Genomic DNA, 21552 nt, shown 5'->3' with positions numbered 1-21552 from the left:
TTTCACGAAATTTTCACGAGCCAAAGCTTCGCACAATTCCGGGATGTTTCCAAAGTGTCGGTAGGATATTTCTTAGGTGGGTCAGATCGCCGCTGGTCCAGAACTGTGCAGTGTCGGGATTGCCAGCTGCCAGCAGGTCGCGCTCATCCAGCAAACGCTTGAGCTGGCGCGCCACGGCGGCGCCGGTGTCGATCAAGATAATACTGGGGGGCAGCATCTGCGCCAGGAGCGGCTTGAGGAAGGGATAGTGGGTGCAACCCAGGATGATGGTGTCGCAACCGGCGCTGAGCAGTGGCTCGATATAGCCCTGCAACAGTATGTGCAAAGCCGGGCTGTTCAGGTCACCGGCTTCAATCAGCTCCACCAGGCCCGGACAGGGTTGGGTCACCACTCGTACATCAGTGGCGAAGCGGTCGAGCAAGGCCGCGAATTTGGCGCTTTGCAGCGTGCCGGTGGTGGCGAGCACACCCACCACGCCGCTGCGGGTAGCGGCAGCAGCGGGCTTGACCGCAGGCTCCATGCCGACCAAGGGCCAATCTGGGTAGTCCTGGCGCAAATCGGCAACGGCGGCGACCGTTGCGGTGTTACACGCGATCACAAATGCCTTGGCGCCGCGCTCGCGGAAAAACTCGGCGACGGTTCGAGAACGCTCAAGGATGAAAGTGGGCGTTTTCTCTCCATAGGGGATATGCCCGCAGTCGGCCACATACAGCAGCGATTCATGGGGCAATAACTGCTGGATTTCTTCCAGCACCGTCAGGCCGCCGACGCCGGAGTCGAACACACCGATGGGCGCGCCCTTAACCATGCAGGGTTCCACACACGCTGCAACCCGGGTCGCGCTTGACGCGCAATTCGCGAAAACGCGTGGTCAAGGCGTCGATCAGCAACAGGCGACCCACCAGCGGCTCACCGAAACCTGCCAGCAGCTTCAAGGCTTCCAGCGCTTGCAGGCTACCGACCAGCCCCACCAACGGCCCGACCACACCGGCTTCGCTGCAGGTCAGTTCGGTGTCGCTGCCGTGCCCGTATAAACAGTGATAGCACGGGCTGTCGGCGCGACGCGGGTCGAACACCGACAATTGCCCCTCAAGGCGAATGGCCGCGCCACTGATCAATGGCTTGCCCGCGACGACGCAGGCCGCATTCACCGCTTCGCGGGTAGAGAAGTTGTCGCTGCAATCGAGCACCACATCCACCGCGCCGATTGCAGAGACCAGCGAGTCAGCATCCAGCGCCACGCGATGGGCGGTCAGGGTGATTTCAGGGTTGAGCGCGTTCAGGCGACGCATGGCCGAATCAACCTTGGTCTGCCCTACGCTGTGGGTGTCATGGATGATCTGACGTTGCAGGTTGGTCAAATCGACCGTGTCAAAATCCGCCAGGTGCAGCTCACCTACACCGGCAGCGGCGAGGTAGAGCGCAACCGGAGCGCCCAGGCCACCGAGGCCGACGATCAACGCGCGGCTCTGTTTCAGGCGCAACTGCCCTTCGATGTCGACATGCTGCAACAGAATCTGCCGGCTATAACGCAACAGCTCCTGATCGGTCAGCAAGGTCGGTGCCCCAGGGTGATGCGTTCGTGACCGCCAAGATCGATACGACTGTGTACGCCTTCAAAGCCTTGGCTCAGCAACAAGTCACGCACAGCCAAGGCCTGGTCGTAGCCGTGCTCAAGCAACAGCCAGCCACCGGCATTCAGATGGGCCGGTGATTGATCGATGATCAGGCGCAAATCGTCCAGGCCATCAGGCCCGGCCACCAGGGCGCTCGCCGGTTCAAACCGAACATCCCCCGCCACCAGATGCGGATCGTTGTCGGCAATGTAGGGCGGGTTGCTGATGATCAAGTCAAAGCGATCGCCTTGCAGGGCGCTGAACCAATGGCTGTTCAGCACCGTCGCGTTATTGAGGTGCAGACGCTGGCGGTTGCGCTCGGCCAGGGCCACCGCTTCGAGCACGCGATCAACGGCGGTGACTTGCCAGGCCGGGCGTTCGCTGGCCAACGCCAAGGCAATGGCGCCACTGCCGGTGCCCAGGTCCAGGACTTTGGCCGGGGTAGCAGGCAGCAGTTCCAGAGCGGCTTCCACCAGCAATTCGGTTTCCGGACGCGGAATCAGCGTGTGCGGCGCGACTTCCAGATCCAGCTTCCAGAAGCCTTGCTGGCCGAGGATATAGGCCACCGGCTCGCCGCTGCGGCGGCGCTGCAGGTAGTCGGCAAAGGTCAGGGCGTCTTCGCTGCTGACGATCTTTTCCGGCCAGGTGTGCAGGTAGCTGCGGGACTTGCCCAGGGCGGCGGCCAGCAGCAGTTCCACATCCAGGCGCGCGGTGGGCGAATCGGGCAGGTCGGCCGCGCGCAGCAGGCTGGCTATGATGGTCATTTATTCACCTATCGCGGCCAGTTGATCCGCCTGATATTCGGCGAGCAACGGCTCGATCACCGCATCCACGCCGCCAGCGAGAATCTCGTCCAGGGAATAAAGGGTGAGATTGACCCGATGGTCGGTCACCCGGCCTTGGGCAAAGTTGTAAGTTCGGATGCGCTCGGAGCGATCGCCCGAGCCCACCAGCAGCTTACGCTCGCTGGCAATCGCGTTGGCGGCGGCGCTGGTTTGCTGGTCGTTCAATTTGGCCGACAGCCAGGACATGGCCCGCGCCCGGTTCTTGTGCTGGGAACGTTCTTCCTGGCATTCCACCACGATGCCCGACGGCAAGTGGGTAATCCGAATCGCCGAGTCGGTCTTGTTGACGTGCTGGCCACCGGCGCCCGACGAGCGGTAGGTGTCGACACGCAAGTCCGCGGGGTTGATCTCGATGGCCTCCTGCTCGTCCGGCTCAGGCAACACCGCTACGGTGCACGCCGAGGTATGGATACGGCCCTGGGACTCAGTCGCAGGGACACGCTGCACACGGTGGGCGCCGGATTCGAACTTCAGCTTGCCGTAGACGTTGTCACCTTCGACCCGAGCAATGACTTCTTTATAGCCACCGTGTTCACCTTCGTTCTCGGACAGGATCTCGACCCGCCAGCCGCGTCGTTCGGCGTAGCGCGAATACATGCGGAACAGGTCGCCGGAGAAAATCGCCGCCTCGTCGCCACCGGTACCGGCGCGGATTTCGAGGAACACGTTGCGCCCGTCGTTGGGGTCCTTGGGCAGCAACATGCGTTGCAGGTCGCCTTCCAGTTCGGCTAGTTTTTCCTTGGCCTCGCGGACTTCTTCCACGGCCATTTCACGCATGTCCGGGTCATTGTCCTTGAGCAGCGCCTGAGCGCCTTCGAGGTCAGCCTGCACTTTGGTGAGATGTTTGTAGGTGGCTACAATCGGCTCAACTTCGGCGTACTCCTTGGAATAAGCGCGAAACTTGGCCTGATCAGAAATGACCTCGCCGTCGCCGAGCAAGGCGGTCAGTTCTTCGAAACGGTCCTGGAGCACGTCCAGTTTATTGAGCAGTGAAGCTTTCATTGCGGTTTTTTATCCGAAGAGCTGTCTGACGCGCCCTCACCGAGGGCAAAGAGTTCCTGAGCCATGGCCAGCGCATCGAGGCGGCCTTCGGCGGTAAGCTTTTTCAACTGAACGCTGGGTGCATGGAGCAGTTTGTTGGTCAGGCCACGGGCCAATTGCATCAGCACCTCTTCGGCGCTGCTGCCGTTGGCGAGCAGGCGCTGGGCCTTGAGCAACTCTTCATCACGCAGGCGTTCGCCCTGCTGACGATACGCCTTGAGCACATCCACCGCCGCCAATTCACGCAGGCGCACCATGAAATCTTCAGCACCGGTGCTGACCATCTCCTCAGCGGCCTGGGCGGCACCCTGGCGGCTCTTGAGGTTCTCGGCGACCACTTCATGTAGATCGTCGACGCTATAGAGGTAAACGTCGTCCAACTCGCCGACTTCGGGTTCGATATCCCGGGGAACGGCGATATCCACCATGAAGATCGGCTTGTGCTTGCGCAGTTTCAACGCGCTCTCGACCGCACCTTTGCCGAGGATCGGCAACTGACTGGCGGTGGAGCTGATAACGATATCACTGCGTACCAGTTCAGCCGGGATGTCTGACAACAGCACGGCATGGGCACCGAACTGTTCGGCGAGGATACTCGCCCGTTCGAGCGTGCGGTTGGCGACAACGATGCGCTTCACGCCTAAATCGTGCAGGTGCCGGGCTACCAGGGTAATGGTTTCACCGGCACCTATCAGCAGCGCCTGGCTGCGCTGCAAGTCGCTGAAAATCTGCTTGGCCAGGCTGACAGCGGCAAAGGCCACCGACACCGGGTTTTCGCCGATAGCCGTGTCGGTACGCACCTGCTTGGCCGAATTGAAGGTGGCCTGGAACAGGCGACCCAGCAGCGGACCGACCGTGCCGGCCTCACGCGCTACGGCATAGGCAGACTTCATCTGGCCAAGAATTTGCGGTTCGCCCAACACCAGCGAGTCGAGACCGGCCGCCACACGCATCATGTGACGAACTGCCGCATCCTCTTCATGCACATAGGCACTGGCGCGCAGGTCATCGAGGCTCAAATGGTGATAATCGGCCAGCCAGCGCAGTACCACATCCGCTGAAAGATGTTCCTGCTCTATATAGAGCTCGCTGCGATTGCAGGTCGAAAGGATCGCAGCTTCGCGGCTGTCGGTGAGCCGGCAGAGCTGCTGCAAGGCCTCAACCAACTGCTCTGGCGTAAACGCCACGCGCTCGCGCACGTCTACGGAGGCAGTCTTGTGGTTAATACCGAGTGCGAGGAAGGCCATTCAATATCGCTGATGATGTCGGGAAGCCGACAATTGTCCTACTTCGAAAGATCCAGAACAACCACCGTCGTCTATTGTCCTAATGCGTTATGCCTATAAAGGCCTCCACTGAGACTCGGTTATGTTTGGCCGAAGGCTTGTGTCATGATGATCCGACCGCAGGTTAGTCGTCCTCTTCCTATATGAATAGATCTTCCGCGTTGCTCCTTGCTTTTGTCTTTCTCAGCGGCTGCCAGGCCATGGCCCCCGTGTCGCCGGAGGCTACGCCGCCGGTAGAAGACACCTCCCCCGCCCCTGAAAAGCCCAAGGTTTATTCCTCGTTCAGTGAAGAAACGATCTACAGCCTGCTGACCGCGGAACTGGCCGGCCAGCGTAATCGTTTCGATATTGCGCTGGATAATTACGTGACCCAGGCCATCAACACCCAGGATCCGGGCATTTCCGAGCGGGCGTTTCGCATCGCCGAATACCTGGGCGCCGACCAGGCTGCGCTGGATACGTCGCTGATCTGGGCAAAAAATGCCCCCGATGATCTGGAAGCCCAGCGCGCCGCCGCCGTGCAACTGGCGCGCGCGGGCCGCTATGACGACTCTATGGTCTATATGGAGAAAGTCCTGCAGGGCAAGGGCGACACGCATTTCGACTTCCTGGCGCTGTCGGCCGCCGACACCGATCAGGACACCCGCAATGGCCTGATGAAGAGCTTCGACCGCCTGCTGCAAAAGCATCCGAAGAACAGCCAGTTGATTTTCGGCAAAGCCTTGCTGCTGCAACAGGATGACGAAGCCGACGCCGCACTCAAATTGCTTGAACAGAACCCGCCGGAAGACGGCGAGATCGCGCCGATCCTGCTGCGAGCACGCCTGCTGCAGAACCTCAACCGCGGCAAGGAAGCGATTCCTCTGCTGGAAAAAAGCATCAAGAAATACCCGGACGACAAGCGCCTGCGCCTGACTTATGCGCGAATGCTGGTTGAGCAGGACCGCATGGAAGACGCCAAAGTGCAGTTCGCCAACCTGGTCCAGCAATACCCCGACGACGACGAACTGCGCTATTCGCTGGCCCTGGTGTGCCTGGAAGCCAAAGCCTGGGATGAGGCCAAGGGCTACCTGGAACAGTTGATTGAACGTGACAGCCATGTCGACTCGGCGCACCTGAACCTGGGCCGCATCGCTGAAGAACGCAACGACCCGCAGGCCGCCCTGCTCGAGTACGCCCAGGTCGGCCCCGGCAATGACTACCTGCCCGCCCAGTTGCGCCAGGCCGACATCCTGATGAGCAATGGCCGTACCGACGAAGCGGAAAAACGCCTGGCGGCGGCCCGCGATGCCGAGCCGGACTACGCCATCCAGCTGTACTTGATCCAGGCCGAGACCTTATCGGCCAACAAGCAGGGCGAACGCGCCTGGAAGCTGCTGCAACAAGCTTTGTTGCAATATCCCGACGATTTGAACCTGCTGTACACCCGCGCCATGCAGGCAGAAAAACGCGATGACCTGGCCCAACTGGAAAAGGACCTGCGCCTGATCATCAAGCGCGACCCGGATAACGCCATGGCACTCAACGCCTTGGGTTATACCTTGTCCGACCGCACCACGCGTTACGCCGAAGCCAAGGTACTGATCGAACAGGCCCATGCGCTCAACCCTGAAGACCCGGCTGTACTCGACAGCCTGGGTTGGGTGAATTACCGCCTGGGCAACCTCGACGAGGCCGAGCGCTTGCTGCGCCAGGCACTGGAGAGGTTTCCCGATCAAGAAGTTGCCGCGCACCTGGGCGAAGTGCTCTGGGCCAAGGGCAAGCAACGCGAAGCACGACAAATCTGGGAAAAATTCCTCAAGGAACAACCCGAAAGCCCAATCCTGCGCGGCACCATCAAGCGCCTGACCGGATCCGAGACCCTTTAAGCTTATGTTCTTGCGCCACATTATCGTCTTCAGTTTTATCGCCCTGCTCGCCGGTTGCGCGGGCGTAGGCACCCGTGAATCCGTTGAAGGCCAGGGCAACCCGGCGCAATGGCAACAACACAAGGATCAGCTCCGCAGCATCGACGGCTGGCAGATCGAGGGCAAGGTCGGGGTTCGCGCGCCGAAAGATTCCGGCAGCGGCACCCTGTTCTGGCTGCAACGCCAGGATTATTACGACATTCGCCTCTCGGGCCCGCTGGGCCGAGGGGCGGCTCGCCTGACGGGCCGGCCGGGGCAGGTGAGCCTGGAAGTGGCCAACCAGGGCCGCTATGAAGCGACCTCCCCGGAGGAACTGCTGGAGCAGCAGATCGGCTGGAAGCTGCCTGTCTCGCATTTGGTCTGGTGGGTGCGCGGTCTTCCGGCGCCCGAGAGCAAAAGTCGCCTGAGCCTCAATGGCGACAGTCGCCTTGCCTCCCTGGAGCAGGACGGCTGGCAGGTGGAGTACCTGAGCTACGTGCAACAGAACGGTTATTGGCTGCCCGAGCGCATCAAGCTGCACGGCACCGACCTTGATGTCACGCTGGTGATCAAGGACTGGCAACCGCGCAAGTTGGGGCAATAACGTGACAGAACGCCTGACCCTGCCCTCGCCTGCGAAACTCAATCTGATGCTGCATATTCTTGGTCGCCGTGAAGATGGCTATCACGAGCTGCAGACCCTCTTTCAGTTCCTCGACTATGGCGATGAGCTGACCTTCGCCGTACGCGACGATGGCGTGATCCAGCTGCACACCGAATTCGAAGGCGTGCCCCACGACAGCAATCTGATCGTGAAGGCGGCAAAAAAACTTCAGCAACAATCCGGCTGCCCGCTCGGGATAGATATCTGGATCGACAAAATCCTGCCCATGGGCGGAGGTATCGGGGGCGGGAGTTCGAATGCTGCAACGACGTTGCTGGGGCTGAACCACTTGTGGCAACTGGGCTGGGACCACGATCGCCTGGCTGTGCTGGGCCTGACGCTGGGCGCGGACGTCCCGGTTTTCGTGCGCGGCCACGCCGCGTTTGCTGAGGGCGTAGGGGAGAAACTTACCCCTGTAGAGCCCGAAGAACCCTGGTATGTCGTGCTTGTGCCGCAAGTATCTGTAAGTACAGCAGAAATTTTTTCAGATCCGTTGTTGACACGTAACTCTTCTCCCATTAAAGTGCGCCCCGTTCCCAAGGGAAACAGTCGAAATGACTGCTTACCGGTTGTAGCAAGGCGTTATCCAGAGGTACGTAACGCTTTGAATTTGTTAGGTAAATTTACCGAAGCAAAATTAACCGGAACTGGAAGTTGTGTGTTTGGGGGCTTCCCAAGCAAAGCTGAAGCTGATAAAGTCTCGGCCCTTCTTACAGAGACCCTTACAGGGTTTGTAGCAAAGGGAAGCAACGTTTCGATGTTGCATCGCAAGCTGCAAAGTCTGCTCTAAAAGGAATCGAGTGTTAGGCACTCGTTGCAACAGATACAGGGGCGTCGCCAAGCGGTAAGGCAGCAGGTTTTGATCCTGCCATGCGTTGGTTCGAATCCAGCCGCCCCTGCCATTTTCTAATACTCATCCAGGTTACCCTCAGCCTCTAGGTACTGCGCGTGTCCAAGATGATGGTCTTTACGGGGAATGCCAACCCCGATCTGGCTCGACGTGTCGTACGTCAGCTGCATATCCCTCTCGGTGACATCTCTGTCGGTAAGTTTTCCGACGGCGAAATCACAGCCGAGATCAATGAAAATGTCCGCGGTAAAGACGTCTTCATTATTCAGCCGACCTGCGCTCCGACCAACGATAACCTGATGGAACTCGTCGTGATGGCTGATGCCTTCCGCCGCTCCTCAGCGACTCGAATCACAGCTGTAATCCCTTACTTTGGTTATGCCCGTCAGGATCGCCGTCCGCGTTCCGCACGTGTGGCTATCAGCGCGAAAGTCGTTGCTGACATGCTGACCGTGGTAGGCATCGACCGTGTTCTCACGGTTGACCTGCACGCTGACCAAATCCAGGGTTTCTTCGATATTCCGGTAGATAACATCTACGGCTCCCCCGTTCTGGTGGATGACATCGAAGACCAGCGCTTTGAAAACCTGATGATCGTGTCCCCGGACATTGGTGGCGTCGTGCGTGCACGGGCCGTTGCCAAATCCCTGGGCGTGGACCTCGGGATCATCGATAAACGCCGTGAAAAAGCCAATCACTCTGAAGTGATGCATATCATCGGTGATGTCGAAGGGCGTACCTGTATTCTGGTTGATGACATGGTCGACACCGCCGGCACCCTGTGCCACGCGGCGAAAGCCCTGAAAGAGCACGGTGCTGCAAAAGTCTTCGCCTACTGCACACACCCTGTGCTGTCGGGCCGAGCGATCGAGAACATCGAGAACTCCATGCTGGACGAACTGGTGGTGACTAACACCATCCCGTTGTCCGCTGCTGCTCAAGCCTGTTCGCGTATCCGTCAACTGGATATCGCACCGGTAGTTGCCGAAGCGGTTCGCCGCATCAGCAATGAAGAATCGATCAGCGCGATGTTCCGTTAAGGGTCAAACCTTCGGAGCACCTCACTGACGAAAAGCGCCCCGCCCCAACATACTGTTGGGGCGGGGCTTTTTTGCCCATATCGCCTTTAGCGCTGGTCGCAAACGCTGGGGCGAATGTGGTTATTTTGGAGATACAACATGAACGATTTTACTCTGAATGCTGAAGTGCGTTCCGACCTGGGGAAAGGTGCGAGCCGCCGCCTGCGTCGTCTCGCAAGCCTGGTTCCAGCTGTAGTTTACGGTGGCGACAAAGCCCCTGAATCCATCAGCATGCTGGCCAAAGAAGTTGCCAAACTGCTCGAAAACGACGCTGCCTACAGCCACGTTATCGAACTGAACGTTGGCGGCAAAAAGCAGAACGTTATCATCAAGGCCCTGCAGCGCCACCCTTCCAAGGGCCACGTACTGCACGCTGACTTCGTACGCGTCGTAGCCGGTCAGAAACTGACCGCTATCGTGCCTGTGCACTTTGTTGGCGAAGAAGCTCCAGTCAAGAAAGGTGGCGTTGTTTCTCACACCACTACCGAGCTGGAAGTAAGCTGCCTGCCGAAAGACCTGCCTGAGTTCATCGAAGTCGACCTGTCGGCTGCTGAAATCGGCACCATCATCCACCTGTCCGACCTCAAGGCCCCTAAAGGCGTTGAGTTCGTTGCACTGGCTCACAACGACGACAAGGCTGTTGCCAACGTCCACGCGCCACGTGTTGTAGCAGAAGATGAAGCCGGCGAAACCGCTGCCGAGTAATACACTCTGCAACGAAGGAGCTTGAGGGAACATCGCGGACCGAAACGTAGCGAGAAAGCGGGCAACAACGCGAAGTTTATCTCTGGATAAGTGAGCTCCTGTCGTCCACTTTCGCCGCACGCTGGTGTAGCGATGTTATCCACAACTCCAAAGGAAGGGCCCCTGTCGTGACTGCCATTAAACTGATCGTTGGCCTGGGAAATCCAGGCGCCGAATACGAACAGACCCGGCATAACGCGGGGGCCCTTTTTGTTGAGCGCATCGCCCATGCCCAAGGCATCAACCTTGTGGCCGATCGCAAATATTTCGGCCTGACCGGGCGCTTTTCGCACCAGGGTCAGGATATTCGTCTACTGATTCCCACCACCTACATGAACCGCAGCGGCCAGGCTGTCGCGGCGCTTGCGGGCTTCTTCCGGATCAAACCCGAAGAAATCCTGGTGGCCCATGACGAACTGGACCTGCCACCCGGCGTTGCCAAGCTCAAGCAAGGCGGCGGACACGGCGGGCACAATGGCCTGCGCGACATCATCGCGCAGCTGGGCAATCAGAATACCTTTTACCGTCTGCGGCTCGGCATTGGCCACCCAGGCGTTGCCAGTATGGTTTCAAATTTCGTCCTGGGTCGTGCGCCACGCGCCGAACAGGAAAAACTCGATGCCAGCATCGATTTTGCCCTCGGCGTGCTGCCGGATATCTTCGCCGGGGAATGGAACCGCGCGATGAAAAACCTGCACAGCCAGAAGGCCTGACTTTTACCCGAGGGGAAACACCATGGGATTCAATTGCGGCATCGTCGGCCTGCCCAACGTCGGCAAATCCACCCTGTTCAACGCCCTGACCAAGTCCGGTATTGCGGCGGAGAACTTCCCCTTCTGCACCATCGAACCCAACAGCGGCATCGTGCCGATGCCGGACCCACGCCTGGAGGCACTGGCAGCGATCGTCAACCCCAAGCGCATCCTGCCGACCACCATGGAATTCGTCGACATCGCGGGCCTGGTCGCTGGCGCATCCAAAGGCGAAGGCCTGGGCAACAAGTTCCTGGCCAACATCCGTGAAACCGATGCCATTGCCCATGTGGTCCGCTGCTTTGAAGACGAGAACGTGATCCACGTCTCCAACAGCGTCGACCCCAAGCGCGACATCGAAATCATTGACCTGGAACTGATCTTCGCCGACCTCGACAGCTGCGAAAAGCAACTGCAGAAAGTCGCGCGTAACGCCAAAGGCGGAGACAAGGACGCAGTGGTCCAGAAAGGCCTGCTGGAGCAGTTGATCGCTCACTTCACCGAAGGCAAGCCGGCACGCAGCCTGATGAAGAGCATGGGCACCGATGAGAAGGCTGTGATCAAGGGCTTCCACCTGCTGACCACCAAGCCTGTGATGTACATCGCCAACGTCGCAGAAGACGGCTTCGAGAACAACCCGCTGCTCGACGTGGTCAAGGCCATTGCCGAGGAAGAAGGCGCCATTGTTGTTCCGGTATGCAACAAGATCGAAGCTGAAATCGCCGAGCTCGATGACGGCGAAGAAAAAGATATGTTTCTTGAGGCCCTGGGCCTTGAAGAGCCTGGCCTGAACCGTGTGATCCGCGCCGGCTACGAGATGCTCAACCTGCAGACCTACTTCACCGCCGGTGTCGAAGAAGTTCGCGCCTGGACCGTCAAGGTTGGCGCTACCGCGCCACAAGCTGCCGGCGTGATCCACACCGACTTCGAAAAGGGCTTCATCCGCGCCGAAGTGATCGCCTACAACGACTTCATTCAGTACAAGGGTGAAGCCGGTACCAAGGAAGCCGGTAAATGGCGCCTGGAAGGCAAGGAATACGTCGTCAAGGATGGCGATGTAATGCACTTCCGTTTTAACGTGTAAGTACCATCCGCGGTATTGACTGCGGGACCAGAAAAAGCCGATGCATTGCATCGGCTTTTTTGTGGGCGAGCGCTTATGAAAAAAGACTTGTATCCCCAAAAAAAACAGACTCTCAGAATATTCCTACTTACCAATCGACCGATTAACCCCGCACTTATTCCTGCGACCAACAAGCCTTAACTTACCATCATTTTCCTACATCACTCCTCCGCTTAAACCTCTCTACACCGAGTGACAACTTTTATAATCTACGCTCTACTGAAATGGCGCTTGCACACCGTATTTGCAACAGTGAAGTAATAGCGAACAGGGAGTATCAATTCATGTCGACCTACGTCCAGAAGGATAATAAAACAGACGTTTCACTCATCGAAGGTCCGGAAATTGAAACCACGCTTAACAACACTGCCGCGCTCAACGTTGACATTCTGTTGCTGGGAGAAACCGGCACCGGAAAAGACACTCTTGCACAGCGGATTCATCGTTTATCGGGGCGACGCGGTAATTTTGTTGCCGTGAACTGTGCGGCAATCCCAGAAAGCCTCGCGGAAAGCCAGTTGTTCGGTGTCAACAGCGGGGCTTATACAGGGGCAATACAATCAAGGGCTGGATTCGTCGAAGCAGCCCACCTGGGTACCCTATACCTGGATGAGATCGACAGCATGCCCCTGAACCTGCAAGCCAAGCTCCTGCGCGTGCTGGAGTGCCGTGGGGTGGAACGCCTGGGCTCGACTCGGCTGATCTCCGTGGACATGCGCGTCATCGCATCAGCCCAGCAGTCGCTGCAAATCATGGTCGAACAAGGCGCCTTCAGGCGTGACCTCTACTTTCGTTTGAATGTGGTCAACATCGAGCTCCCCGCCCTGCGAGATCGGCGCGAACGCATCATCCCGTTGTTTCTGGAAATGGTTCAGGAAGAAGCGGAGCAGTTCAAATGCAGTGCCCCATCGCCTCCTGACAGCCTGCTGCATCAACTGCTCTGTCACTCCTGGCTGGGTAATGTGCGCGAACTACGTTCGACGGCGAAACGGTTCGTCTTGGGCCTCCCGCCGCTCTCAACTCCCGCCTGCAGACAGCAACCACTTCAGACGGACCTGAAGACACGCCTCCAACAAATTGAAAAAGCATTGATTGAAGAATCCATGTACCGCCACCACCACTGTGTAGATACCGTAGCAATTGAACTGGGGGTCGCTAAGCGCACGCTGTATTACAGGATGAAACACTTGAAGATATCACTGGCATAAGCTCAATCATTCCTCTCACAGCTAACAAGCAGGCCATAAAAACCCTGTATCGCCAAAGACCTGATCAAACAACCACTCAAGAAAACAATTAGTTACATCGCGACCTGGAAACATCTGGAACGCATTACTAATACGGGCCACACAGTTGTTGCCAGAAGCAAATCTCTGTAACACGTAGATGCTGCCGTGATTTGACCGATGGAAAAATAAAGACCCAAAAAACCCATAGTAGGATTTCTATATGAATGTTGGCGCAGGAAGTGGTACAGGCTCTATACCGCAGACATATTCAGGGAGTATGGATGGAGTTGGAGGCGCGAACGAGGGCTCAGCCGAAGCTATCTTCGAGAAAATGAAGGCTGATGCAATAAAAAATGGCTGGAAGAGTGCTGAAGTAAAAAATATTCAAGCACTGATCCGGTCGGGCTCAGGCCAATAATCGCGAGGTGATCGATTACCTTTCAGGCTTTGCAGCCCGAAAGGTAATCATCCAACCGGCCCGACAGACCATTTTAGTGCTCTAGAGCCGCTGTCCACCCTGAATGAGTAGACACTCCATGCAAATAATAAACGACCGCTTTTCACAGAAAAGCAGCAATACCGAACACGACCGTAAGCCACAGGAACAATCGGCAGGCGGTACGGACGTTAGTTTTTTCACGTCACTGTTCGAAGGTTCCCATCCCACAAGCACAATCTCTGCCAAGCCTGAAGGCTCACTCCTTTTGACAGAAGCATCAAAGCACCTGAGCAACTCAAGAGATGGCTTCGCAAAAATAATCCGCTCAACCAAAAAGGGGATTGATGTTGAGGCCATAGGAAATTACCCACGCGAGTTACATAACGCGCAACTTACAACACAACTGATGGTGAAATGTCTTGCCAAGACAACGCAGTGCATTGACAAGATCAGCAACATGCAGTCTTGAGCATGAATAACTCTCTGCTTGTCGCTTTAGTTTTGAGTATGACTTTTATATTGAGCGGATGTGGTGACCGGGTAGAACTGCATCGCCAACTGTCCGAACAAGAAGCCAATGAGGTTGTAGCCGAATTGGCTGATAAACATATTCGCGCGCAAAAGGTACCGGCCAAAGACGGGGTCGTCGTAACGGTTAATACAAGCGACATCGGGCGCGCCGTACGTACCTTGGAAGCCGCCGGCCTTCCCCGGCTCGCCCGGACCACTATGGGGGATACCTTTCGCAAGGAAGGGGTAATTTCCACCCCTCTGGAAGAGCGTGCCCGCTACATCTATGCCTTATCTCAAGAGCTTGAAACCACGTTATCCAAGATCGACGGCGTGATCGTCGCACGTGTGCATGTGGTATTGCCTGAACGCATAGCGCCAGGAGAGCCGGTCCAACCCGCATCCGCTTCCGTATTCATCAAGCATGATCCACGCCTGGACCCCGACAACATTCGCGCCCGGGTCCGCAGAATGGTGGCGAGCAGTATCCCGGGGATGACCACCGCAGTGGATAACCCGCAAAAACTCACCGTGGTGTTTGTACCGGCCTCCACTTATCAGGAACAACAACGCCTGGTGTATTTCGGCCCCTTCCTGGTGCCCGGCGACGATCTCGGATTCTGGCGATCCAGCATCATGATCTTGCTGCTCGGTCTGGCTTCGACCGTGGCAGCCATGATCTTCCTGCAAGCGCGGCGCAAGCGTCCTCATCTGGAGCCCGCGCTTACAGGAAACTCAACGGGGCCAACGCATGGCACCTAGACCCGATCATCTGATGCGTGAGCAACTGGCCTGGGCTCAATGGTGGGCTTTTCCCTGGAAACAGGCCCACGAAGACTGGAGAGGCGACAAGTATCGTGCGATTGAAAGGCTTTTTTATAGCGGTCGGTCAGCGCCAGAAGACCTTACGGGTTTTGTCGCCTGCTTGCCGGCTGCACCTCATGCCACTGTGCTTCGGTTGGCCCTGGCCTCCACGGACCAACTCAACCTGGCGCTGGCATTGGCCAACCACACGTTCAATCCCCAGGCAGCATCACCCTTGAGTGAAGATCATCATGAGTGGTGCATGCGCCTCTCCATGGCGCTGCACCCTTCCATGCTGCCCCCACATTCCGATCCGCTGCGACTACTTCATAGCTGGGTTGAGCCCGCTACCTGGCAGCGCCTTCGATTGCGTTTCCCCCGTACACGTGTGAGCGAGGCTGAAACAGCAGACGCCCCACTCGAAAGTGCGAGCAGCCGATTGAACACCCTCTGGCAGGCCGTCGTCTGGCGCGTCGCAAGCATGGCGAGCGACAACATGCCCCTGTCTCGCAAGGATGAGGAAAGCAGCGATGTTATGCCGACATACTATTGAGTTACGCAAGGACGCGTCCGGCACGCGAGCCAACCTTATCCCGCGCGAAGAGCTAGCCAATTGGGAACAGGCCAACCATCTCTTGAGCCACGCCAATGCCCAGGCCGACGAATTGATACGTATGACCGAAAAAAAATGCGAGGCCATGCTTGAACAAGCCTCACTGGAAATCTGGCAACGCGCCGACGCTCAACTCAAGCAATGGGAACGCGAACGTCAATCGATGTGCGACAACCTTGAACACTACGCGACCGCCATCACCAACCAAGCCATTCGCTGTCTGCTCGACGAGACAACTGCCCCGCAACGGCTCGCAGCGCTGTTGAAAAAATTGCTGGATAGCCAAGTTCAGGAAGTCAGTGCGACGTTGCTCTGTCATCCCCATGATCTTGAGGAGATAAGGCAGGGCCTTGCCCGTCACAAGAGCAGATTCTGGAAGTTAAACGCCGACGACACGGTTCATCCTCAAACACTCGTATTGAAAACAGATGAGGGGGACTTCCGTATCAGCTGGAATGCCATGCTCGACACTTTTTTCAATCAGGGCAAAGAGTACTCGATCGAGATCTAATCCTACGAGCACAGAGACTTTATTTATATTCTCCACTCAGAACTAACTGTTTAAATTCACCCATCAACATAGCTATCAGAGGGAAATCATGGATTTTTTCAAAGAGCTGACTCATTCGATTGCCAGAAATAAAACTTCTACATACAAAGAGTTCAAGTCCGGCTTTGAAGAAAGTCTGGCGGCCGAAGACAGCGAGCGGTTTCACAATTTAGTAACGCGCAGAGAGGTCACCTTTGCGCTTTATAGTGAGCACGGTAAAACAGTCAATCAGATGCTCAAAACAACCATTGAAAGTTTTCAGTAAATGAAAGCGTTCGTGGGTGACTGGTTGAGCGGCAGGGAGGAAAAAATCGCCATATTTGAAGGTGACGACGAAGTCACCTTGCGACGTCAGGGCGACGCCGTTTTATTGGGTGTTCAACTGACCTCAGCGGTGACAGATAACTCAGCCTTGCAAGGCTGGCTGCGCCTGGGTGCTGCCAGCTTGAACCATTTTCAGGGTGCATTGGCTCAAAAAGCTGACACAGGTGCGCTATGGCTGATTCAACGTCTGCGCACCGACCGTGGTGAAGCCCACGTACTGAATTGCCTCGAGACCCTGCTGAACCAACGTGACACATGGCGCGCCATCGTTGCGCGTCTTGCTCGTCCAGCCCAAAACCTCAAACCCACCCCGCTACGTTCACGCGCGTACTAATCAGAGAACTGTCTATGCCTAACAAGACCCATAAGGGCGGCCGCTTGTGCCTTGACTCGCCTGATGCTTCATTCAAAAGAGCCCATTGGCGGAATGTGTTCCTGTTTTCCTGGCTGCTGGTTTCAACTCAAAGCGCGGTGGCGGCGATCCCCGCCGAATGGAAGAACACCGCCTACGCTTATGAAGCCGAGCATAAGCCAGTTCGGGACGTGCTCGACGACTTCGCCCAAACCTTCGGTACGCAACTGCAAATCGAGGGCCTGCTGGAGGGCACCGTCAACGGCAAGATACGCGCCAATACCCCACAATCCTTGCTCGACCGGCTGGGAGTAGAACATCGCTTCCAATGGTATCTGTACAACAACACACTCTACATCAGCACCCTGGACCAGCAGGAGTCCGCGCGCCTGGAGGTTTCCTCTGAGACCATTGCCGACCTCAAGCAGGCCCTCACTGATATTGGCCTGCTCGATAGTCGCTTCGGCTGGGGTGAGTTGCCCGAGGATGGCGTCGTGCTCGTCTCCGGACCTCGGCGCTATATCGAACAAATCAAGCAGTTCAGCAGCCAACGCCGCACCGTGGATGAAAAACAGACGGTGCTGAGCTTCCCGCTGAAGTTCGCCAATGCCGCTGATCGTCAAGTGGATTACCGCGGCCAGAAGCTGACCATTGCCGGTGTTTCCAGCATTGTGCAAGGGCTGCTGGAGCCCCGTTCAAATCCGATCTCCTCGGTGCTGAGCCAGCGCCCTTCCTCACAGCCCTCGCCTATTGCGCCGAATGTTCCCCGCTTGAGCAATCCCATGCTGGGGCAGATACTCGGTACAAACAGCAACACCATGCCATTGGATATTGGCGCCACACTCCCCCCGCGTGCACCGATACCCAGCAGCCGGATTCGCGTCGAAGCCGACATTCGCAATAACGCAGTCCTGATCTATGACCTGCCAGAGCGCCAGGCCATGTACCGCGAGTTGATCGCTCAACTCGATGTGGCGCGCAAACTGGTGGAGATCGACACGATCATTCTGGATATCGAGCGTACGCAGTTGGATGAGTTCGGCGTGAACTGGGGGTTTCAGAACAGCCGGTTCCGTGCAGGTTCGTCATCCCAACAGTTGTCGCTTGAGAATCGCGAACGGTTCTATGCCGACATACGCGCCCTGGAAGCCAAGGGGCTGGCGACGATGGTTTCCAACCCGTCCGTGCTCACCCTGGAAAACCAGCCGGCGGTGATCGACTTCAACCGCACTCAATACCTGACACCTGGTCGGCAGAACGCAACCATCTTGCCGGTCACCGTGGGGACCAGCGTTCAGGTCATACCCCGCGTCATCACCAGCCGCGGCAGCCATCAGATTCACTTGGTCGTGGATATCGAGGACGGCACGTTCGACGAATCCAACCCCAACCGTAACCTCAGGGACCTGGATGTTCGCCGCGGTAACGTCAGCACCCAGGCCGTCATGGCGGAAAAGCGCTCTATGGTTGTAGGCGGCTTCCACGTCACGGAAAGCACCGACAGGCAAAGCAAGGTGCCACTGCTGGGTGATATCCCGCTGCTGGGCAAGGCGCTGTTCTCTTCCAGCGAAAGGCAGAACAATCGGCGTGAACGCCTGTTTATCATCACGCCGCGCGTCATCGGCGACCAGGCCGATCCGTCTCGCTATTTACCCCAGGCAGATCAGGCCCAATTGCAGGCGGCGCTGGCACCGCTGGCCAGGCGTAACGCCCCTCACCAGCCGGTGATCAAGCGTAGCGACGTGATCAGTACCCTGGCGCACCTGGTGACTGGGCAAGTGCCCAAGGCCTTCAAGTTGGCGCCAATGCCCGTGGGGTTGAACACGCTGTGCAGCACCCGCGACCTGCTCGCACTGAGTACCGAGCGCAGCCAATGGTATGCAGGCCCTGAGTACAACGTTGCAGTCGTAGTACTACGCAACCAGTTCAACCGCAATGTGCGCATCGATGAAAAAGAATGCAGCAACTCGCAAACGCTTGCCGTCACCGTGTGGCCACACGCCTGGTTGAAACCGGGAGAGGAAGCCGAGGTATTTATTGCCATGCGTCCGGTGGTGAAGGATGAACACCTCAGCGTACCGCGCCCCACCTTGATTACGCCATCTCAAAAGGTTCGCCCATGAAACATCAATTGTTGTGCGTCACTCTGATCGGTGCGGCGCTGCTTGTCAGCGCTTGCACCCCCACGTGCAAAGGCGACTCCTGCTCACGTCCCCAATCGACCGCACAAAAGATGGTGATCTGGTGGCCATCTCACATGCGCGTCGAGCCCGGCCCTTCCGGGGAGCGAGCGGATTACCAGACGATATCGCTGGAACGATGAGCATCAAGGAAATACCCGACGAACCACGCCAGGTATTTCTGGAGAACCTGGTGAGCGGCGCTGCCACTCACCAGGTTCTCACTCGGGGCATCGAGGTGCGCGCGCTCAACGCGGGTAATCACCCTGGACTGGCCTTGCACATCATTCGCGAAGCGTTGCAAGCCGGGCAACTACAACGCGTATTGCAGCGCCGCTTTGAGCAGGCACAGGTGTTTGATGGCTGTTTTATCTATCTCGATACCCAGGGCGCCTTGGTGATCTGGCACGCATTGCCCACCTCCCACTGCAATCCGGGCAGGATCCTCAGCAGGATGCTCTCGCTAGCCAATCTCAGCGCTCTGGACCCAGGCTCCAGTCGCTGATCAGCGCTGATCAAGCTCAGGCAATTCCAGCGTTTCGCGCTTGGCTTCGTCATCCAGCTCGCGCAAGGTGCGGTAGATCAACGCTACGGCCTGCAAGGTCTCGCGAGGAATGCTTGCACCCAGCTGCTTGGTATAGATCGTGCGGGCCAGCCACACACATTGAATCACCGGGACCTCGGCGACCTTTGCGCGCGCGATCAGTTTTCGCGCTTCGTCGTCCGTGCCCTTGCTGATCAGCAGGGGCAAAGGCGTCTCGCCTGGGCGGTAGTACAGCGCGACTGCAAAGTGCGTCGGGTTGACCACCAACATGTCGGCTTCTTCCAGCTTGGGCAGCTTGACCTTCGGCTCCTCTTGCGCCAATTCCTGCGCCAACTGGCGGCGCTGGCCTTTCACATGCGGGTCGCCCTCCATGTCCTTGTACTCTTTGACGACCTCAACCTGTGTCATGCGCATACGCTTGGCGAAGAAGTGCTTTTGCAAAGTCAGATCAATCAGCGCCAACACCAGCAACAGCCCCAGGCAGGCATGCAGCAGGTGACGGAACAACGCGATCAGCGCCAGCAGATAACTCTGCAGGTCGCTGTTGGCAAGGTTAATCAACGCCCCCAACGCGGGCCAGACCACCACGTACACAATCAGGCCCAGTAGGAACGCCTTGGCGATGCTCATCAGCAGATTCATTAACGACTGGGCAGAGAACATCTGCTTGATCTGGCTGATAGGGTTGAGGCGATTGAAATCCATCTTCAGCGTGTCCGGCGCGAACAGCAGGCCGAACTGCATCCAACTGGCAATCAGCTTCGCGGCAATCGCAAGCCCGGCCATCAACAGAGAGAACGAGAAAAACATCACCAGGCCCTCCACCAGCACTTCTTCCAGCACCCGCGCAAACGGCTGGCCCAAGCGTGATATCGGCAACACCAGCAGTTGCTGAAAGCGCTGCAAGCTGGTTTCGGCAGTGAACAAAGCGACCTCACTGATAGCCGTCAGCGCCAGCAGCTTGCTCACATCCTGGCTCTGCGCAACCTGACCTTTCTTACGTTGGTCACGCAGCTTCTTGGCGGACGCCGGGTGCTTTTTTTCCCCCGAATCACTCACGGCGCCGAGACCTTGAACAAAAGCCCCAGGTAGTGCTTAAGGTCACCCAACTGACTCATACGCCCGACAATAAGATCCTGTAACAGTGCGAAGTACAGCAACAAAATACCGATTCCCGCCAGGCACTTGACCGGCGGCGCCAAGGTACTCACTTGCAATTGCTGGCTGTAGACCCCCAGTAACGCGATACCGAACTCCAACAGCAACAGCACGGCAATAAAGGGCGCGGCATAAAGCATCATGTGCATGAATGTGTCACTGAGCAGCCCAACAAATACGCTCATGCCATTAGCTGCTGGAAGCGGAAACCACACGGTGGGTGGCCAGATCAGGTAACTGTCCCAGATCACCTGGGTGAGCGCGCCCAACCCCAGCATGGCCATCAGCAAGTAAATCGCCAGTTGCTTGAACATGTGCCCGATCGGCGTCGCGTCCGGCCCCAGTGACGGGTTAAGTTGGCCACCGGCCAAGGCTCCACGCTGGTTGTCCAGCAGCGCTCCCACCGACTCGAACATCCAGAACGGCATCGCCAACAACACCCCCAGCAGCAACCCCAACGCTACCTCCTTGAGCATCAGCGCACCGAGCATCAATGCTGAATAGTCCTGCCCTGCCAAAGCAGCATGAATACCTGGAGCGGGCAACAACGCCATGACCATCACGATGGTGTGCCGGGGCAGGCCGCGCACATGTTGAAAACAAAACGCCGCTACCAGGATGCCACAGGGGTAGATACGCGCCATGCCGATCAACAGGCTGGGGAGATACTCAAGATAAAGCAGCACAGGCAACGCCTTAGTTCAGGGCCGAACGGCCGATCATTTCAAACGTCAGGTTGATCAGCTGGATCAACTCCACGCCAATCCATCGGCCCGTGAGGATCAATGTGACACCCACCGCCACCAGTTTGATACCAAAGGGTAATGTCTGGTCCTGGATCTGCATCAGCGCTTGTACCAAAGAGGTCAGCACCCCCACCACCACCGCCACGATCAGCGGCGGTGCAGACAGTACAACCACCAGCAACATGCCCTGCTTGAACAGCACGATAGGTTCCATACG

26 protein-coding genes and 1 tRNA gene are annotated in these 21552 nt (G+C 57.5%); 19 read left to right on the top strand and 8 right to left on the bottom strand.

The window, feature by feature from the left end:
- Positions 1–13 precede the first annotated feature (13 nt).
- Genes murI through hemA form a run of 5 tightly spaced genes read right to left on the bottom strand, consistent with a single transcriptional unit; the run spans position 14 to position 4749 of the window.
- Positions 14–808 (bottom strand): glutamate racemase, encoded by a 795-nt coding sequence (murI, locus tag FW800_RS22025; protein WP_446438463.1) that lies wholly within the window; start codon positions 806–808, stop codon positions 14–16.
- Positions 801–1556 (bottom strand): molybdopterin-synthase adenylyltransferase MoeB, encoded by a 756-nt coding sequence (locus tag FW800_RS22020; protein WP_446438462.1) that lies wholly within the window; start codon positions 1554–1556, stop codon positions 801–803. The genes murI and FW800_RS22020 overlap by 8 nt, the downstream gene beginning before the upstream one ends.
- Complete coding sequence (gene prmC, locus FW800_RS22015; RefSeq protein ID WP_078820237.1) at positions 1550–2380, bottom strand: peptide chain release factor N(5)-glutamine methyltransferase; 831 nt, start codon at positions 2378–2380, stop codon at positions 1550–1552. Before prmC ends, FW800_RS22020 begins: the two co-directional genes overlap by 7 nt.
- Positions 2381–3463, bottom strand: a complete 1083-nt coding sequence (gene prfA / locus FW800_RS22010) for a peptide chain release factor 1 (protein ID WP_032878002.1) — start codon at positions 3461–3463, stop codon at positions 2381–2383.
- On the bottom strand, positions 3460–4749 hold the full coding sequence (hemA, locus tag FW800_RS22005; RefSeq protein ID WP_032878003.1) for a glutamyl-tRNA reductase: 1290 nt from the start codon (positions 4747–4749) through the stop codon (positions 3460–3462). The genes prfA and hemA overlap by 4 nt, the downstream gene beginning before the upstream one ends.
- Positions 4750–4931: 182 nt before the next feature.
- Between hemA and FW800_RS22000 the strand changes: the two genes are divergently transcribed.
- The 19 genes from FW800_RS22000 (at position 4932) to FW800_RS21910 (ending at position 19392) form a co-directional block, all read left to right on the top strand.
- Complete coding sequence (locus tag FW800_RS22000) at positions 4932–6656, top strand: tetratricopeptide repeat protein (protein WP_032878004.1); 1725 nt, start codon at positions 4932–4934, stop codon at positions 6654–6656.
- Positions 6657–6660: 4 nt separating this feature from the next.
- Complete coding sequence (gene lolB / locus FW800_RS21995; RefSeq protein ID WP_446438461.1) at positions 6661–7278, top strand: lipoprotein insertase outer membrane protein LolB; 618 nt, start codon at positions 6661–6663, stop codon at positions 7276–7278.
- Between the two features lies 1 nt (position 7279).
- A complete protein-coding gene (gene ispE, locus FW800_RS21990) occupies positions 7280–8128 on the top strand; it encodes a 4-(cytidine 5'-diphospho)-2-C-methyl-D-erythritol kinase (RefSeq protein WP_032878006.1) in 849 nt (282 codons plus the stop codon).
- Positions 8129–8165: 37 nt separating this feature from the next.
- Positions 8166–8240: transfer RNA gene (locus FW800_RS21985), tRNA-Gln, on the top strand.
- 46 nt (positions 8241–8286) lie between these two features.
- Positions 8287–9228: a ribose-phosphate pyrophosphokinase gene (locus FW800_RS21980; RefSeq protein WP_003208392.1), complete on the top strand. Its 942-nt coding sequence runs from the start codon at positions 8287–8289 to the stop codon at positions 9226–9228.
- 138 nt (positions 9229–9366) lie between these two features.
- Positions 9367–9972 carry a 50S ribosomal protein L25/general stress protein Ctc gene (locus FW800_RS21975; protein WP_005784612.1) on the top strand — a complete coding sequence of 202 codons (606 nt, stop codon included), beginning with the start codon at positions 9367–9369 and terminating at the stop codon, positions 9970–9972.
- Positions 9973–10139: 167 nt separating this feature from the next.
- Positions 10140–10724, top strand: coding sequence for an aminoacyl-tRNA hydrolase (gene pth / locus FW800_RS21970; protein WP_005784610.1), 585 nt, complete (start codon positions 10140–10142; stop codon positions 10722–10724).
- Positions 10725–10746: 22 nt separating this feature from the next.
- Positions 10747–11847: a redox-regulated ATPase YchF gene (gene ychF, locus FW800_RS21965; RefSeq protein WP_005784608.1), complete on the top strand. Its 1101-nt coding sequence runs from the start codon at positions 10747–10749 to the stop codon at positions 11845–11847.
- A gap of 323 nt (positions 11848–12170) precedes the next feature.
- A complete protein-coding gene (locus tag FW800_RS21960) occupies positions 12171–13094 on the top strand; it encodes a sigma 54-interacting transcriptional regulator (protein ID WP_032878007.1) in 924 nt (307 codons plus the stop codon).
- 241 nt (positions 13095–13335) lie between these two features.
- Positions 13336–13533, top strand: a complete 198-nt coding sequence (locus FW800_RS21955; protein WP_081883306.1) for a type III secretion protein — start codon at positions 13336–13338, stop codon at positions 13531–13533.
- 118 nt (positions 13534–13651) lie between these two features.
- Positions 13652–14023 carry a hypothetical protein gene (locus FW800_RS21950; RefSeq protein ID WP_032878008.1) on the top strand — a complete coding sequence of 124 codons (372 nt, stop codon included), beginning with the start codon at positions 13652–13654 and terminating at the stop codon, positions 14021–14023.
- 2 nt (positions 14024–14025) lie between these two features.
- Positions 14026–14826, top strand: a complete 801-nt coding sequence (gene sctJ / locus FW800_RS21945; RefSeq protein WP_446438460.1) for a type III secretion system inner membrane ring lipoprotein SctJ — start codon at positions 14026–14028, stop codon at positions 14824–14826.
- A 13-nt stretch (positions 14827–14839) separates the two neighbouring features.
- Positions 14840–15421, top strand: a complete 582-nt coding sequence (locus tag FW800_RS21940; protein ID WP_228309320.1) for a type III secretion protein — start codon at positions 14840–14842, stop codon at positions 15419–15421.
- On the top strand, positions 15399–15992 hold the full coding sequence (gene sctL, locus FW800_RS21935) for a type III secretion system stator protein SctL (protein ID WP_446438459.1): 594 nt from the start codon (positions 15399–15401) through the stop codon (positions 15990–15992). The genes FW800_RS21940 and sctL overlap by 23 nt, the downstream gene beginning before the upstream one ends.
- A gap of 88 nt (positions 15993–16080) precedes the next feature.
- Positions 16081–16296 (top strand): hypothetical protein, encoded by a 216-nt coding sequence (locus FW800_RS21930; RefSeq protein ID WP_032878012.1) that lies wholly within the window; start codon positions 16081–16083, stop codon positions 16294–16296.
- The gene (locus FW800_RS21925) at positions 16297–16689 is read left to right on the top strand and encodes a type III secretion protein (protein WP_446438458.1); all 393 of its coding nucleotides are present in this window, start codon (positions 16297–16299) and stop codon (positions 16687–16689) included.
- A gap of 14 nt (positions 16690–16703) precedes the next feature.
- On the top strand, positions 16704–18830 hold the full coding sequence (sctC, locus tag FW800_RS21920) for a type III secretion system outer membrane ring subunit SctC (RefSeq protein WP_032878014.1): 2127 nt from the start codon (positions 16704–16706) through the stop codon (positions 18828–18830).
- Complete coding sequence (gene hrpT, locus FW800_RS21915; protein WP_078820232.1) at positions 18827–19030, top strand: HrpT family type III secretion system protein; 204 nt, start codon at positions 18827–18829, stop codon at positions 19028–19030. Before sctC ends, hrpT begins: the two co-directional genes overlap by 4 nt.
- Positions 19027–19392: a transcriptional regulator gene (locus FW800_RS21910; protein WP_078820231.1), complete on the top strand. Its 366-nt coding sequence runs from the start codon at positions 19027–19029 to the stop codon at positions 19390–19392. Before hrpT ends, FW800_RS21910 begins: the two co-directional genes overlap by 4 nt.
- Here the strand turns inward: FW800_RS21910 and sctU are convergent, their stop codons facing one another.
- From sctU to sctS, 3 genes are read right to left on the bottom strand one after another with little or no spacing between them, the layout of a single operon-like run.
- The gene (sctU, locus tag FW800_RS21905; RefSeq protein ID WP_032878016.1) at positions 19393–20490 is read right to left on the bottom strand and encodes a type III secretion system export apparatus subunit SctU; all 1098 of its coding nucleotides are present in this window, start codon (positions 20488–20490) and stop codon (positions 19393–19395) included.
- Complete coding sequence (sctT, locus tag FW800_RS21900) at positions 20487–21275, bottom strand: type III secretion system export apparatus subunit SctT (RefSeq protein ID WP_148853429.1); 789 nt, start codon at positions 21273–21275, stop codon at positions 20487–20489. The genes sctU and sctT overlap by 4 nt, the downstream gene beginning before the upstream one ends.
- A 10-nt stretch (positions 21276–21285) precedes the next feature.
- Positions 21286–21549 (bottom strand): type III secretion system export apparatus subunit SctS, encoded by a 264-nt coding sequence (gene sctS, locus FW800_RS21895; RefSeq protein WP_014716816.1) that lies wholly within the window; start codon positions 21547–21549, stop codon positions 21286–21288.
- Between the last annotated feature and the right edge of the window lie 3 nt (positions 21550–21552).

Source organism: Pseudomonas sp. 910_23, from assembly GCF_052850795.1.
Note: the sequence above shows the minus strand (reverse complement) of the source record. Positions and strands in the feature narration are given on the sequence as shown.